Annotated in this window: 13 protein-coding genes; 9 read left to right on the top strand and 4 right to left on the bottom strand. The window is 38.9% G+C overall.

Features of this window, described 5'->3' with window-relative positions:
* The first annotated feature begins 143 nt into the window (after positions 1-143).
* Positions 144-836, top strand: coding sequence for a dipeptidase PepE (gene pepE, locus BMZ55_RS04490; protein ID WP_089819018.1), 693 nt, complete (start codon positions 144-146; stop codon positions 834-836).
* On the opposite strand, the gene BMZ55_RS04485 is transcribed toward pepE, so the two are convergent.
* On the bottom strand, positions 833-1246 hold the full coding sequence (locus tag BMZ55_RS04485; RefSeq protein ID WP_089819016.1) for an acyl-CoA thioesterase: 414 nt from the start codon (positions 1244-1246) through the stop codon (positions 833-835). The two genes, pepE and BMZ55_RS04485, sit on opposite strands and share 4 nt — an antisense overlap.
* A gap of 134 nt (positions 1247-1380) precedes the next feature.
* Between BMZ55_RS04485 and dnaA the strand changes: the two genes are divergently transcribed.
* The 4 genes from dnaA to BMZ55_RS04465 all read left to right on the top strand — a co-directional run bounded on the left by dnaA (position 1381) and on the right by BMZ55_RS04465 (position 4562).
* Entirely contained in the window at positions 1381-2835 is a 1455-nt protein-coding gene (gene dnaA / locus BMZ55_RS04480) for a chromosomal replication initiator protein DnaA (RefSeq protein WP_089819013.1), read from the top strand.
* Positions 2836-2916: 81 nt separating this feature from the next.
* On the top strand, positions 2917-3378 hold the full coding sequence (locus BMZ55_RS04475; RefSeq protein WP_089819011.1) for a low molecular weight protein-tyrosine-phosphatase: 462 nt from the start codon (positions 2917-2919) through the stop codon (positions 3376-3378).
* Positions 3379-3412: 34 nt separating this feature from the next.
* Complete coding sequence (locus BMZ55_RS04470; RefSeq protein ID WP_089819009.1) at positions 3413-4111, top strand: SAM-dependent methyltransferase; 699 nt, start codon at positions 3413-3415, stop codon at positions 4109-4111.
* 73 nt (positions 4112-4184) lie between these two features.
* The gene (locus BMZ55_RS04465; RefSeq protein WP_089819007.1) at positions 4185-4562 is read left to right on the top strand and encodes a hypothetical protein; all 378 of its coding nucleotides are present in this window, start codon (positions 4185-4187) and stop codon (positions 4560-4562) included.
* A gap of 41 nt (positions 4563-4603) precedes the next feature.
* Here the strand turns inward: BMZ55_RS04465 and BMZ55_RS04460 are convergent, their stop codons facing one another.
* Both BMZ55_RS04460 and BMZ55_RS04455 read right to left on the bottom strand, forming a co-directional pair.
* Entirely contained in the window at positions 4604-5002 is a 399-nt protein-coding gene (locus BMZ55_RS04460) for a hypothetical protein (protein ID WP_143068743.1), read from the bottom strand.
* A 94-nt stretch (positions 5003-5096) separates the two neighbouring features.
* A complete protein-coding gene (locus tag BMZ55_RS04455; protein WP_089819003.1) occupies positions 5097-5570 on the bottom strand; it encodes an Mpo1 family 2-hydroxy fatty acid dioxygenase in 474 nt (157 codons plus the stop codon).
* A gap of 104 nt (positions 5571-5674) precedes the next feature.
* On the opposite strand from BMZ55_RS04455, the gene BMZ55_RS04450 reads away from it, so the two are divergent.
* Positions 5675-6379, top strand: coding sequence for a class I SAM-dependent methyltransferase (locus tag BMZ55_RS04450; protein WP_089819001.1), 705 nt, complete (start codon positions 5675-5677; stop codon positions 6377-6379).
* Positions 6380-6463: 84 nt separating this feature from the next.
* Here the strand turns inward: BMZ55_RS04450 and metG are convergent, their stop codons facing one another.
* Positions 6464-8497 (bottom strand): methionine--tRNA ligase, encoded by a 2034-nt coding sequence (metG, locus tag BMZ55_RS04445; protein ID WP_089818999.1) that lies wholly within the window; start codon positions 8495-8497, stop codon positions 6464-6466.
* Positions 8498-8844: 347 nt separating this feature from the next.
* On the opposite strand from metG, the gene BMZ55_RS04440 reads away from it, so the two are divergent.
* Genes BMZ55_RS04440 through BMZ55_RS04430 form a run of 3 tightly spaced genes read left to right on the top strand, consistent with a single transcriptional unit; the run spans position 8845 to position 14319 of the window.
* The gene (locus tag BMZ55_RS04440; protein ID WP_089818997.1) at positions 8845-11589 is read left to right on the top strand and encodes a SusC/RagA family TonB-linked outer membrane protein; all 2745 of its coding nucleotides are present in this window, start codon (positions 8845-8847) and stop codon (positions 11587-11589) included.
* A 12-nt stretch (positions 11590-11601) separates the two neighbouring features.
* Entirely contained in the window at positions 11602-13164 is a 1563-nt protein-coding gene (locus BMZ55_RS04435) for a RagB/SusD family nutrient uptake outer membrane protein (protein WP_089818996.1), read from the top strand.
* Between the two features lie 18 nt (positions 13165-13182).
* Positions 13183-14319 carry a SusE domain-containing protein gene (locus tag BMZ55_RS04430; protein WP_089818994.1) on the top strand — a complete coding sequence of 379 codons (1137 nt, stop codon included), beginning with the start codon at positions 13183-13185 and terminating at the stop codon, positions 14317-14319.
* Positions 14320-14337: the final 18 nt, after the last annotated feature.

Raw genomic sequence — 14337 nt, 5'->3', positions numbered from 1 at the left:
AAAAGAAGTTTTGTAGTAAATTAACGTAAAGTTGATAAAAATCAGCTAATTAATTATTAATGTCATAATCGAAACCCACTGATTGCTATTATTTAAAATTGAGTTTTTGATTACCTTTACAGCTTAACTTAAAGCTTTATTCAATGAACGTCCTGCTTGCTTCAACTTCTACACTTTTCGGTGGCAATTATCTGGAATATCTAAAACCGGAAATTTTACGTCTTTTTGCCGGAATTTCTGAGATTATATTTATACCGTTCGCAAGACCGGGCGGAATTTCGCATGAAGAATACACGGCAAAAGCCGCGGATTTTTTTAAAATATTAAATATTGAAGTAAAAGGTTTGCACGAATTTGATGACCAAATTTCAGCCTTAAATAATGCGAAAGGATTTTTTACCGGTGGAGGAAATACTTTTCTTTTGGTGAAAATGCTGCATGAAAAAGGTTTAATGCAGGTTTTAAAGCAAAATGTGGAAAGCGGAAAACCGTATCTCGGCACGAGTGCCGGCTCGAATATCGCTGGCCTGAATATGAAAACCACGAACGATATGCCGATTGTGTATCCGCCGGGTTTTGACTGTATGGGCTTGGTGAATTTTAATTTGAATCCGCATTATCTGGATCCAAATCCGGATTTGAGACACAACGGAGAAACGCGCGAAACACGGATTAAAGAATTTCTGACGCAAAACGACACGAAAGTAGTCGGACTTCGCGAAGGAAACTGGATTCGAAAAATTGGTGAAAAAACCACCGTTGAAGGCGGAGAAAAAACGCGGATTTTCGAAAAAGGAAAAGAACCGTACGAAATTGAACCGGGAACAGCGCTTTAGTCAGTATTCCATTTTTTCAGAAGTAGATCCATTAAGAAATCGGGGCATGAAATGACTTTATTTTTTTCAGCATCGAGGAAAAACAAAGTGGTTTTGGCTTCGGTAATCCTCTCTTTAGATTCATTATAAATTTCATAATCAAACTCAATTTTTACACCGGGAATTTTTGTGATGTAGGTATGAATTTCGAGAAGTTGGTCGTAGCGCGCGGGTTTCAAATATTTAACAGAAAATTGTGATACCGGAAGCCAGATTCCGCGCTGTTCTATGGCTTCATATGGCATGCCTAGTTCCCGAAAAAGCTCCACGCGAGCGACTTCAAAATACTGCGCGTAGTTGCCATAATAGACGTATTTCATCGGGTCGGTTTCGGCGTAACGTACTCGTATTGAGTGAGTTGTATGTATCATTTAATGTTAAGAATTGTTCATACAAATATATTTCTAAATAACCAATAGAACAAAAATTTTTTTTTGAATTTTAAATATGAGATATTTGTCTTCCCACCAAATCTAACAACCGGAGGGAAAATTGCTTTAACAAAATGGACGAAAATTTAACACTTATTTGGGAAAAGTGTCTGCAGTTTATGAGGGACAACCTCAACGCCGCGGAGAATCATACCGACCTGAAAAAACTCGAGAGTTCTTTTGATTTACTGTTCGATAATATTCGACCTGTTTCGCTTGTTAGCAATAATCTTACCCTTTTGGTTCCGAGTGACTTTTACAAGGAATATATTGAAGATAATTATTTGTCTTTACTTTCTGCAGCGCTGAAAAAAAACATCGGAAAAGGCGTTAAATTATGGTATTCTGTCATGGAAAATAAACCAACGGGACAGGAAAAGGCCATTACTTTAAATGTTAAAGGAAAAAGTGTTTCCACACCCAAAATGCAGGAAACTTTGCCACCGTCATTTTCAGCGAACCTGATTAATCCGTTTGTGGTTCCGGGAATGAAGAAAATCAATATTGATTCTAACCTGAAAGCTGATTTTTCTTTCGATAATTATGTGGAAGGTGAAAGCAATAAATTTGCATCTACCGTTGCAAAATCTATTGCAAAAAGACCGGGCGCAACCGCTTTCAATCCGCTGTTTTTATACGGTGGTTACGGTGTTGGAAAAACGCATCTGGGCCACGCAGTTGGTTTGGAAGTAAAAAACGCGTATCCTGAAAAAGTGGTATTGTATCTCTCTTCGGAGAAATTTATCCAGCAATTTGTGTCTGCGGCGAAAGCGCACAAGCAAACAGAATTTGCGAATTTCTACCAAATGGTCGACGTTTTAATAATTGATGATATCCAGTTTCTATCCGGTAAAAAATCTACACAGGACAGCTTTTTCCATATTTTCGATTATTTACATCAAAATGGAAAGCAAATCATTCTAACTTCCGACAAGGCGCCGGTTGATATTTTAGACATCCAAGACCGAATTGTTTCCCGTTTCAAATGGGGACTTTCTGCGGAAATAAAATCTCCGGATTTCGACACGCGCAGAAAAATTATCGTTGATAAACTCAGCCGCGACGGAATTATCCTTACCGAAGATATGCTGGATTTTCTGGCTTCGGAGGTGAAAACCAATGTTCGTGAGCTTATCGGCGTCATCAATTCAGTTATCGCGTATTCCACGATTTATAAATCGGAACTTTCACTGGAATTGCTGAAAGAAACCATCAACAAGATTGCGGCGAACCAGAAAAAAGTCATCAACATTCCTTATATTCAGGAAGTTGTATGTGAATATTTCGGTATTCAGCGCGAGCAGCTACTGTCTAAAACCCGAAAAAGAGAAATTGCTTTGCCGCGACAGTTGGCGATGTATTTTGCTAAAGAATTCACCAACGCAACCTTCAATAAGATTGGTGAAGAAATGGGCGGAAAAGACCATTCAACCGTGATGTACGCGTGCGACACAATTAAAGATGTTTCGAAAATTGATAAAGAAGTTAAAAAATACGTTAAGGAATTAACGGAAAAAATCAAACAATAAATTGGTTATTAAACGCAGCATAACAAAGGGATTTTTTAAAATTCCTTTTTTTATTTGTATTTTGTCATTAATAAATATAATATGAAAATTTTAATGGTCTGCCTCGGAAATATTTGCAGAAGCCCACTGGCAGAAGGAATTTTACAGGCTAAATTACACGAGGATTTTACGGTAGATTCCGCCGGAACAATTGATATGCATGAAGGCGAAATGCCGGATCACCGCTCCATCGAGATTGCGGCAAAATATAATATTGATATTTGTGAGCAGAAATCACGTCCGTTCACCTACGAGGATTTTCAAATCTTCGACCGCATTTACTGCATGGATAAAAAAAACTTAGCCGACGTTTTAGCCTTAGCCAAAACAGAAAACGACCGAAATAAAGTTTCGCTGCTTGCGGAAAACCTGGAAGTTCCCGATCCGTATTGGGGCGATATGAAAGATTTCGATGAGGTTTTTCAGCTTTTAGAAAAGGCGTGTGAGAAAATTGCGAAAGATTTAAAAATCAAAAAAAAGGGCAAAAAAGCGGCAAATTTTTAAAAATTACTGCGCACCAATTTAATTATCAAAAAATATGCTTTTCCTAATTCCGGCTTATTTATCAGAAAATTCACCGCTCGATTATTTTGCGCCCGCGGTGAAAGAATATATTTTAAAAACGGATTATTTTTTTGTAGAAAATGAAAAAACTGCCCGAAAAGTGGTCAAATTTTTTGCGCCGGAAAAAAAGCAGGCAGACTTAAAATTATCTTTGCTGGACAAAAACACCGAACGAAAAGATCTGCAGGAAGCGCAGATGTTGATGAAAAAAGGTCAGGATTTTGGTTTGCTTTCGGAAGCTGGTTTGCCGTGTCTCGCCGATCCGGGAAATGTAATGGTGCAATGGTGTCACGAAAATAACGTAAAAGTAGTTCCGATAAACGGACCGTCATCAATTGTTATGGCGCTGATTTCCAGTGGATTCAATGGTCAGGAATTTACTTTTAACGGTTATTTACCAATTGATAAATCCGAAAAAAAATCTCAAATAAAACGGCTGGAAAATCAGGTAAACCAAACAGGTTTTACTCAGATTTTTATGGAAACGCCGTACCGCAATAACCAGCTTTTCGACGATTTGTGCAAGTTTCTAGCACCGACAACCAAACTCTGCGTCGCAGCAAATGTTAACGATCCGGAAGCTGAATTCATCCGTACTCTAACCATCAAAGACTGGCAAAAAAATAAGCCGGAACTACATAAAATCCCGGCGGTTTTCGTGCTTGGAAAATAACCTTGCAGACAATTAACAAGCATTAACAGCTAATTAGCACCATTGTTGTTACACTTTGCGAAAATAAATTATTATGTCAGAAAGAAGATTAGCAGGAATCTGGATGGATACTCAAAACGCAATTGTTGTAAAAAATCACGACATTGAAAGCGCTTACAAGTTTTTTCTATGCGATCCCGTGAAAAGAGACGTTCAGGGCGGCAACTCGAGCGAGAAAAATGCAAATAATGTTGAGCAGACGAATACAATGAAGTTTTTTAAAGAACTTGAAAGTTTAATTACCAACACCGAAGAGCTTTATTTAACAGGAACGGGTGATATTCAGGAGCAGTTCAAACATCATTTAGCAGACACGGCACAGTTTAAAAACTTAAAAGTTACACTGGATACCGCGCAGCAAATGAGCCCGGAACAGGTTCTGGAAACCGTGAAAAAGCATTACGGCGAATAAGCCAAATGAAAACTAAAAGGTCAGAAATTTCTGACCTTTTTTTATTTTTTGAAGTGGTAAGAATAACCATCAGCAACGTCGTCTGCTAAATACATATCGGTATCCGTAATTTCGGAAACGATGTAATCGTGGTAATTAACCAGCCTTAAAAACTGTTTTTCGCGGTGATCGGTATCGGTAATATCATCCTCCGAACGGTACGTTCCCTCTTTCACAACTTTTCCGTTTTCGGTAACGGAATACAGATAATCTTCCGTGAGCGTTAACGAACGCGCAATTCCAGTGTTTTCTGGTGTGGATTTTTCGTTGGAAATTCCACCAGTAGCAGAAACCCATTCCCACACGCCGATGAATTTTTCGTTTTCCGCTTCCTCCTCACGTGTGCCACAGGAAATAAAAAGGAAAAATAAAAGCATAAAAATTCCCGCCTTTTTTGCCATTTTTTTTGGTTTTAATTTATCGTTCAAATTTAAGTCTTTTAAAAAAAGCTTCAGTCATTTTTACAACTGTTAAAAATCAACCTGATTCAAGTCATTAATATTTCAAATGAAATTTTTTCAAAACAAAGTGCAGAAGCCAAATCGGCCCGACGAGCAGGAACTGTAAATCTTTCAAAAAGCTCGGCTTTTTACCCTCGATTTTATGGCCGTAAAACTGACCAATCCAGGAAAGCACGAAAACCGCCAAGTAAACCATCCAGGAATTTTCGCCGAAAGTAATGTTGATGAAATAAATGAAATGTTCGAACAGCAGCATAATTAAAATCATGAGCAAAGCAATGCGCCAGGACAGCCGGAAGTAAAATATGGAAACCAAAAATATTGCGACAAGCGACACGATGCTGATGGCGCCGAAATGTCTGAGAAAAAAATGCGGCGAAGGAATTATCGAAAAAAAGCCCAATATTGCCCAGAAAATCAGCGGTACACAAATCCAATGAATGAGTTTATTGGTGTGGTTTTGATGGCTTTGCGCGTATTCCGCGAAGAGAATGTCGATTTTTCTCATATTTTTTTCATGTTTAATAAACTAAAATACTCAAACTTTTCGAAAGATTTTCCGGTTTCGGTAACTTTTAATATTTGCTTAATTTTGGGGAAATTAAAAATGGAATGAAAGATTTAATGGGGCAGGCCATCTGGGATTTTTACCACGGTCAAAATCCCGAAAACATCCTCACGGAAACGTCAATTTCTGAAATTGACGATTTGCCGGTGGAATATCTTTTTCGCGATTTTGAGGAGATGAATGACATCGAACAGAAAGCGCTGGAGCTCGCGCGCGGAAAAGTTTTGGATATCGGTTCCGGCGCCGGCTCGCACAGTTTGTATCTTCAAAATATTAAAAAATTGCCCGTTTTAGCCGTGGATTTTTCTCCGAAATCGGTAGAAGTTTCAAAACTCCGCGGCGTAAAAAATGCAGTTTGCGCTGATATTCTGGAATTTTCGGATGAAACTTTCGACACGATTTTATTGCTGATGAACGGCACGGGAATTTTTCAGAGTTTAGAAAAAATAGATGCTTACCTCGAAAAATTATATTCTTTATTAAATGATGACGGTCAGGTTTTGATCGACAGCACAGACATTATTTATATGTACGACCTCGATGAAGATGGCGGCGTGATGGTACCGGCGGGACATTATTACGGCGAAGTCGATTATTTTATGCATTACAAACTGGATACTGAAAAACCGATGAAATGGCTTTATCTGGATTTCGAAACCTTTAGAAGAGCCGCTGAAAACAACGGTTTTAGCATTGAAAAAATCCTTCAGGAAGAGGATTCTTATTTAGCAAGACTGACAAAAAAATAGAAGACGTTTCGAAAAAAAAAGTAAAAAAGCCACGAATTTTTCATTGGTGGCTTTTGTATATACAACTTTTGCTGATTGTTTTTTTTATCCGATTTCTACGCCGTTTTCAACTTTTATTTCAGGTGTTACAAAAACCAGTTTTCCTTCGGAATTGTTGGTTAAAAGTAACATTCCCTGAGATTCAATTCCGCGGATTTTTCGCGGTGCGAGATTTAACAAAATCATCACTTGTTTACCCACGCATTCTTCCGGTGTGAAACTTTCGGCAACGCCTGAAACTACAGTTCTTACGTCAACTCCGGTGTCTACGGAAAACTTCAATAATTTATCTGCTTTTTCTACTTTTTCTGCGGTTAAAATTGTGGCAGTTCTAAGGTCGATTTTTGTAAAATCATCAAACTGAATTTCGTCTTTCATCGGGCTGGCTTTTGGATTGGTTTTTTTATTGGATTGTTTGGTGTTTTCTAATTTCTGAATCTGAAACTCTATCGTTTCATCTTCGATTTTAGAAAATAATAATTCTGCCGGATTTAGCTGATGTCCGGTTTTTAACAGCACTTTGTGGGTTTCAATTTCCTGCCAATTTATTTGCGGCATATTGAACATTTTTTGCAGTTTTTCCGCACTGAATGGTAAAAATGGTTCGCAGATCTGTGCTAAACCCGCCGCGATTTGTGCGGCAACAAATAACGAATTTGCCGCTTTTTCCGGGTGAACTTTGATGGTTTTCCACGGTTCTTCAATCTGTAAATATTGGTTTCCAAACCGTGCTAAATTCATCATCGAAGCCAAAGCATTTCGGAATTCAAAATTTTCAAGGAAAGTTTCTACTTCGGTCGCGGCTTTGCTGATTTCGTTCAGTTCCGAAGCATTTTCATCACCGGCAGGCACAATTCCGTTGTAATATTTATGAATTAAAACCGCAACGCGGTTGATGAAATTTCCAAAAATTCCGACCAATTCGGAGTTATTTTTTGTTTGAAAATCTTTCCAGGTGAAATTATTGTCTTTCGTTTCCGGCGCTGAAGAAAGCAGCGCGTAACGCAAAACATCCTGCTGACCTGGAAATTCTTCCACATATTCGTGCGCCCAAACCGCCCAGTTTCTTGACGTGGAAATTTTGTCGTTTTCTAAATTTAAAAATTCAAAAGCTGGAACATTTGTCGGCATTTTGTAGTCGCCGTGCGCTTTCATCATCGCCGGGAAAATAATGCAGTGGAAAACGATATTGTCTTTACCGATAAAATGAATGAGGTCGGAATTTTCGCTTTGCCAGAAATCCTGCCAGTTTTTGCCGGTTTTTTCTGCCCATTCCTGGGTAAAAGAAATGTAGCCTATAGGCGCATCAAACCAAACGTAAAGCACTTTACCATCTGCGTTTGGAAGCGGAACGGGCACGCCCCAGTTCAGGTCGCGGGTCATGGCGCGTGGTTTCAATCCATCGGTTAACCAGGATTTTACCTGTCCGTAAACATTGGGTTTCCAATCATTTTTATGACCTTCAATAATCCATTCATTCAGAAAATCTTCGTAATCATTTAAAGGTAGATACCAGTTTTTGGTTTCCTTTAAAATGGGAACATTTCCGCTTAACATGGATTTTGGATTGATCAGCTCCGAAGGTGAAAGGGTAGAGCCACATTTTTCGCACTGGTCGCCGTAGGCATTTTCGTTTCCGCAATTCGGGCAGGTTCCTACGATGTAGCGGTCGGCAAGGAATTCGTTGGCCTGCTCATCGAAATATTGCTCCGAAGTTTCTTCTAAAAATTTATCCTTATTATATAGCGTAGTGAAAAAATCCTGACTCACCTGCTTATGTTTCGGCGAAGTGGTGCGGGAATATTCATCAAATGAAATTCCTAAATTCGAAAATGATTTTTTGATGATTTCGTGGTATTTATCGACAATATCCTGCGGTGTAACGCCTTCTTTTTTTGCCCGGATGGTAATGGGAATCCCGTGTTCATCGGAACCGCAAATAAAAGCAACGTCTTTTCCCAGTCTTCTGTTAAATCTGGCGTAAACATCGGCCGGAATATAAACGCCGGCGAGGTGCCCAATATGCACCGGGCCGTTGGCGTAGGGCAGCGCAGCCGTAATCATCTTTCTATCTGACATAATCTTCGGTCTAAATTTCTGCAAAGATAGGTGATATGCCAGGGATTTAAAAAATATGCAGCTAAAATCTGAGATTTTTAAAAATAAGCCGTTTTAGCCGCTAAAATTGCTAAACGTCTGTTTGATTTTATGTTAATTTTGGAGAAAATTGTAGCGTTCCGTTATATTCACAAATGAGTGGTTTTTATGTGTTTACCGTTTGTGTAGAAATAAGCTTGATGATTCTTATCAGCAATAATTAACAATTTGCATTAATTATTTATGATATCTCAAAAAAAAGCTAAATTGCATCGCTCCTTTAAGAGGACAATGTGAATTTTTGATTATAAACCTCAAATTTTATTTTCGTGAGAAACTATACTAAAGTTTTAAAGATTGCTCCCGCTTTTTTATTGGCCGGATCAATATTGCAGGCACAGACTACCGATAGTGTAAAAACTGCTGAGATCGAGCAGGTAGTGCTGATTGGTTACGGTAAGCAGAAGAAAGAAGATCTTACGGGATCCATAGCTTCTATTACTTCCAAGGATTTTAACCCAGGTTCTACATCTGCCGATCAGCTGATCCAAGGTAAAGCGCCGGGTGTGACTGTAACAGGGAACGGTGGTAATCCGGGTTCTGGTGCGACCATTCGAATTCGAGGTGGTGCGTCTTTAACAGCAAGTAACGATCCATTAATCGTAATTGATGGCATCCCAATGGATTTCAGTGGGGTTAGTGGAGCGTCCAACGCGCTGGCTTTAATCAACCCGAATGATATTGAGTCATTTGACGTTTTAAAAGATGCTTCCGCTGCGGCAATCTATGGTAACAGAGCTTCCAATGGTGTTATCCTTATCACCACGAAGAGAGGTTCTGCAGGTAGAGTGAAAGTGAACTTTTCTACGACAGGTTCGGTTTCTACGAAAATGGGAAATCAGGATGTACTTACCGCGAACCAGTTTCGTGCTTTCGTACAGGAAAATGCTTCCCAGGGTTATATTGATAAATTAGGAAGTGCTAATACCAATTGGCAAGACCTTATTTATCAGGAAGCTTGGGGAACGGACAACAACGTGGCGATTTCCGGAGGAATAAAAAAATTACCGTACCGTTTGTCATTAGGCTACACCGAACAGAACGGTATCGTACGTACTAATGAATTCCGAAGAACTTCTGCATCATTAAACCTGACGCCGAAATTTTTTGACAATCATTTAAGCGTAACTGCGAACTTAAAAGGTTCCATGACAGAAAACCGTTTTCCTGCGGGTGTAATTGGAGCAGCACAGTTTTTTGATCCTACGCAGCCAGTTTATGACTACACTGCACAAGGTGATAAAGTGAACAATTATTGGGAATGGTTCTTAAATCCGGACAATGTGAACGTGAACGCAACCAGAAACCCCCTGGCTTCATTATATGGCAGACGTGACGTTTCTACTGTTTTCCGCGGTATCGGTAACTTACATTTAGATTATAAACTGCACTTCCTTCCAGACTTGCACTTAAATGTAATCGGTGGTTATGATCACCAGAAAGGAAACGGCGCCGTTACACAGTATCCTGGTTATGCCGGAATGTTGGCATCTGGAGATGTAAGTACAAGAAACGAGTACACCCAGGAAAAAACCAATAAATTATTGGAAACTTATTTGAATTACGTAAAAATGCTTACGCCAATCAATACCCAGATTGATTTATTGGCAGGTTATTCTTACCAGGAGTTTCATAATAAAGTTCCTTCCAGTACTACTGTTTACGGAAATCCGGATCGTATTTCCACTCCAAGCAACGCTTACGAAAGCAATTTGGTTTTATTAGGTTTCTATGGTAGAGGTATTTTCTCCATCGCAGACAAATATATCCTGACAGGATCAGTAAGAAGAGATGCTTCTTCCAGATTCTATAACGGTGTTGATTTGAAAAACAACTGGGGAACGTTCTACGCCGCGTCCGGAGCATGGAAAATTATCAATGAAGATTTCTTGAAAGATTCCAATGTTTTTTCTGATTTGAAACTTCGCGCAGGTTGGGGTGAAACAGGACAGCAGGAAGTAGGTGGACCGTATAATTCATTTGCATCTTACAACGTTTCTGAACCTACGGCGCAATACGGTTTTGGTGACCAGTTTTATTTCATGTACCGACCAACGCAGTACAACCCGAATTTAACATGGGAAACTACTGAAACTATTAACGCAGGTTTGGATTTTGGCTTTTGGAATAACAGAATTTCCGGATCTTTTGATTGGTTTAAGAAAAACACCAAAGATCTTTTAGCACAAGTTCAGGTGCCAGCAGGTGAATTCAGCAATAAAAACATCAAAAACATCGGTGAGATGGAAACTGATGGTCTTGAATTCCTAATTAACGTAACTCCTATCAAAAATGAAAATACCAGATGGGATTTCAGTTTCAACGTTGCGCATTACAACCCAAAAGTAACCAGCTTTAATGATGTTGCGGAAGGTTATGTAATTCAGCAGGGTGGAATTTCCGGTGGTGTTGGTAATACCGTTCAAGCACACAGCGTGGGTTATACGCCTTTCAGCTTTTACGTATTTCAACAAACGTATGATAACAACGGTAAACCTTTAGAAGGAGTTTACGTTGATAGAAATGGAGACGGAAAAATTACCGCTTCTGGCGACAAATATTTCTACCAGTCTACAACTCCTGATGCTACATTCGGTTTCTCTACAAAATTTGCCTATAAAAACTGGGATTTTTCCACAGCTTTACGCGCGGTTTTAGGAAACTATGTGTATAACAACTTTGCGTCACAATCAAACGTTCAAAGTATCGCAACTAATGATTATTTACAGAATGTTTCAACAACAACTGTAAATTACGGTTTTGGAACTCCACAATATTGGAGCGATGCTTTTGTAGAAGATGCTTCATTCTTGAGAATGGATAACCTTACTTTAGGTTACAACTTCGGTTCTGTTTTCGGGCAAAACAGCAATCTTAGAGTGTATGGTATGGCGCAGAATGTATTTGTAGTAACAGATTATTCAGGTGTTGATCCGGAAATTTTTGGAAATATTGATAACGGCTTTTATCAAAGACCAAAAGTATATTCATTAGGATTAAACTTTCAATTTTAATAATTAAGAAAAATGAAAAATTTCAGTTTAAAAAATATTTCTATAGCGTTAGCTATTTTTGGAGCATCGTTTACGGTGAGCTCCTGTATAGATGACTTAAGACAGGAGCCGATTACGGAAGTTACTGCAGCAAGTCTCTACAAAAACTTTGATAATTACAAAGGACTTTTGGCAAAACTTTACGGTGGTTTAGCTGTGGGTGGTCAGTCTGGTGGTGATGGAAACGGTGATATCGCTGATATTGATGGCGGTTTCTCAAACTACATGCGATTGCTTTATATTATGCAAACAATTACTACTGATGAAGCGGTAATCGGTTGGAATGACGGTACTTTACATGAATTCCACAAAATGATCTGGACTCCAACGAATGAGTTTAATAATGCAATGTATTATAGACTTTACACGGAAATCGCTTTCACAAACGAGTTTATAAAAAATACAACTGATGAAATGCTTAGTCAAAACGGTATTTCCGGTGCTAACTTGGATGAAGCAAAAGCAATGAGAGCTGAAGCAAGATTCCTGCGTGCACAGTCTTATTATCACTTGCTAGACCTTTACGGAAATGTACCTTTTGTTGACGAGACAACTTTTGGCACTTTACCAACGCAGATGTCAAGAAAAGATCTTTTCGCTTATGTTGAAAAAGAATTAAAAGCTGCTGAAGAAGATTTAAAAGCTCCAAAAACTAACGAATATGGTCGTCTTGACAAAGCAGCTGCCTGGACATTGCTTGCTAGATTATATTTGAATGCAAAAGTGTACACCGGTACAGAAAGAAATGCTGAGGTAATTACGTACACAGAAAAAGTAATTAATGCAGGATATAAATTGAATGACAAATACGCAAACTTATTTTTAGCGGATAATAATGTAAATAACCCGGAAAATATTTTTTCAGTCGTATATGACGGTTTAAAAACACAAACCAACGGTGGAACGACATTTATGGTTCACGCTGCGGTAGGTGGAACTATGAAACCTGCTGATTTTGGGATCAACGGCGGTTGGGGCGGTCTTAGAACGACTAAAGCTTTCGTTCAGAAATTTGAAGCAAGTGATCTTAGAGGCCGTTTTTATACAGATGGTCAGTCATTGGAAATCAATGATTTAGGAAGCTTTAATGACGGTTATGCTTTCATTAAATACAAAAACGTAAAAAGTAACGGAACACCAGGTGCACACGACAACTGGGTAGAAGCTGATTTATCACTTTACCGTTTAGCAGACGTTTATTTGATGTATGCTGAAGCAGTTTTAAGAGGCGGTGGCGGTAACATGGCAACAGCCGTTTCTTATGTAAATGCGCTTCGTAAAAGAGCAAATGCATCTCCGGTAACTTTCATCGATCTAAACTTTATCTTAGATGAAAGATCACGTGAACTATCTTGGGAAAACACACGCAGAACCGACCTTATCAGATTTGGTAAATTTACCTCAGCTGCTTATTTGTGGCCTTGGAAAGGTAATGCTAAAGACGGTATTGCAGTAGGTGAATACCGTAACCTGTTCCCAATCCCGAACAACGATTTGGTGGTTAACCCGAACTTGGTTCAAAACCCTGGTTATTAATATTATAATTTAGAAACAATGAAAAATAATATCTTTAAAAATATTTTTTTAGCACTGATGGTGATCTTAGGTCTGGCTTCTTGTCAGGACCGGGATATCATTACCATCGACAATAGTACGTCGGCTACAGTGATGGATCTTTCTACAAACAGTCTTTTCCTGGATAAAAACTTCCCGGCAAACCCGGCACTTACAGTTACCTGGAAACCGGCTTCTTACACGGTACCGACGGAAATCAGCTATAAAATTGAAGCGTCTGCAGATGATAAGTTTACAAAACCTGTAACTTTAGCTACGGTAGCAAGTTCCGAGAGATCTGCTACATTTACTACACTTCAGATGAACGATGCTTCGGCGGCACTGGGTTTTAAACCAAGTGAAGAAGCAAACATGTTTATGCGTGTTATTTCATACGTAGGATCAGCAGAATCTTTAGCTACAGTTTCAAATGTAACTTCGCTGAAAATTACACCATATGTATTAACTTACCCAAGCTTTTATATCGTTGGTGCGGCTTCTTATGTAGGTTGGACACCAGAAAAAGCACAGGTTTTACACAAAAGCGATAATCTGTCTTACATCTATACTTACCTGCAAGGTGGAGAGAAATTTAGATTTTTAGGACAATTGGCTTGGGACGGTAAAAACTACGCGTTGAATACTGCGGCTACAAAAGCATCCAACCAATATTTCAACCAGTGGAGCAGCAACCTTTCGGTTCCGGCAGATGATGATGAAAATATTCAGTTTACCGGCGATACAGGTATCTACAAAATTGTAATCAATGCCTCTCAAGGCGTTCAGACAATTGATGTAAAACCATCTGCAATTCCAGCTTTTGACTTCCCAGAAATTTATCTGGTAGGTAACATCGCTGGAAATGGTTGGAAACCTGAAAGTGCTGTAGCAATGACTACGGTAGGAGACGGAGTATACGAATACACCACCACACTTGGTGCTGATACTGAATTTAAAATTTTAGGTCAGCAATCTTGGGGTGATCTTGATTGGGGTAATATTTCCGGTGACGGAAATACAGGTTTCCTCGGTCCAAAAGGTGACAATGGAAACATTAAATTCGTAGGTGATGGCGGTTCTTATAAAATTACTGTGAACCTAAAAGCAGGAATCTATACCATCGTGAAGCTTTCTTAAAATCAAATTTTAATTAAA

The sequence above is a fragment of the Kaistella treverensis genome (genome assembly GCF_900114045.1).
Lineage (GTDB): Bacteria > Bacteroidota > Bacteroidia > Flavobacteriales > Weeksellaceae > Kaistella > Kaistella treverensis.
Note: the sequence above shows the minus strand (reverse complement) of the source record. Positions and strands in the feature narration are given on the sequence as shown.

Coding starts and splice junctions, on each gene's coding strand:
- pepE (WP_089819018.1), top strand. CDS start 144: ATGAACGTCCTGCTTGCTTCAACTTCTACACTTTTCGGTGGCAATTAT.
- BMZ55_RS04485 (WP_089819016.1), bottom strand. CDS start 1,246: ATGATACATACAACTCACTCAATACGAGTACGTTACGCCGAAACCGAC.
- dnaA (WP_089819013.1), top strand. CDS start 1,381: ATGGACGAAAATTTAACACTTATTTGGGAAAAGTGTCTGCAGTTTATG.
- BMZ55_RS04475 (WP_089819011.1), top strand. CDS start 2,917: ATGAAAATTTTAATGGTCTGCCTCGGAAATATTTGCAGAAGCCCACTG.
- BMZ55_RS04470 (WP_089819009.1), top strand. CDS start 3,413: ATGCTTTTCCTAATTCCGGCTTATTTATCAGAAAATTCACCGCTCGAT.
- BMZ55_RS04465 (WP_089819007.1), top strand. CDS start 4,185: ATGTCAGAAAGAAGATTAGCAGGAATCTGGATGGATACTCAAAACGCA.
- BMZ55_RS04460 (WP_143068743.1), bottom strand. CDS start 5,002: ATGGCAAAAAAGGCGGGAATTTTTATGCTTTTATTTTTCCTTTTTATT.
- BMZ55_RS04455 (WP_089819003.1), bottom strand. CDS start 5,570: ATGAGAAAAATCGACATTCTCTTCGCGGAATACGCGCAAAGCCATCAA.
- BMZ55_RS04450 (WP_089819001.1), top strand. CDS start 5,675: ATGAAAGATTTAATGGGGCAGGCCATCTGGGATTTTTACCACGGTCAA.
- metG (WP_089818999.1), bottom strand. CDS start 8,497: ATGTCAGATAGAAAGATGATTACGGCTGCGCTGCCCTACGCCAACGGC.
- BMZ55_RS04435 (WP_089818996.1), top strand. CDS start 11,602: ATGAAAAATTTCAGTTTAAAAAATATTTCTATAGCGTTAGCTATTTTT.
- BMZ55_RS04430 (WP_089818994.1), top strand. CDS start 13,183: ATGAAAAATAATATCTTTAAAAATATTTTTTTAGCACTGATGGTGATC.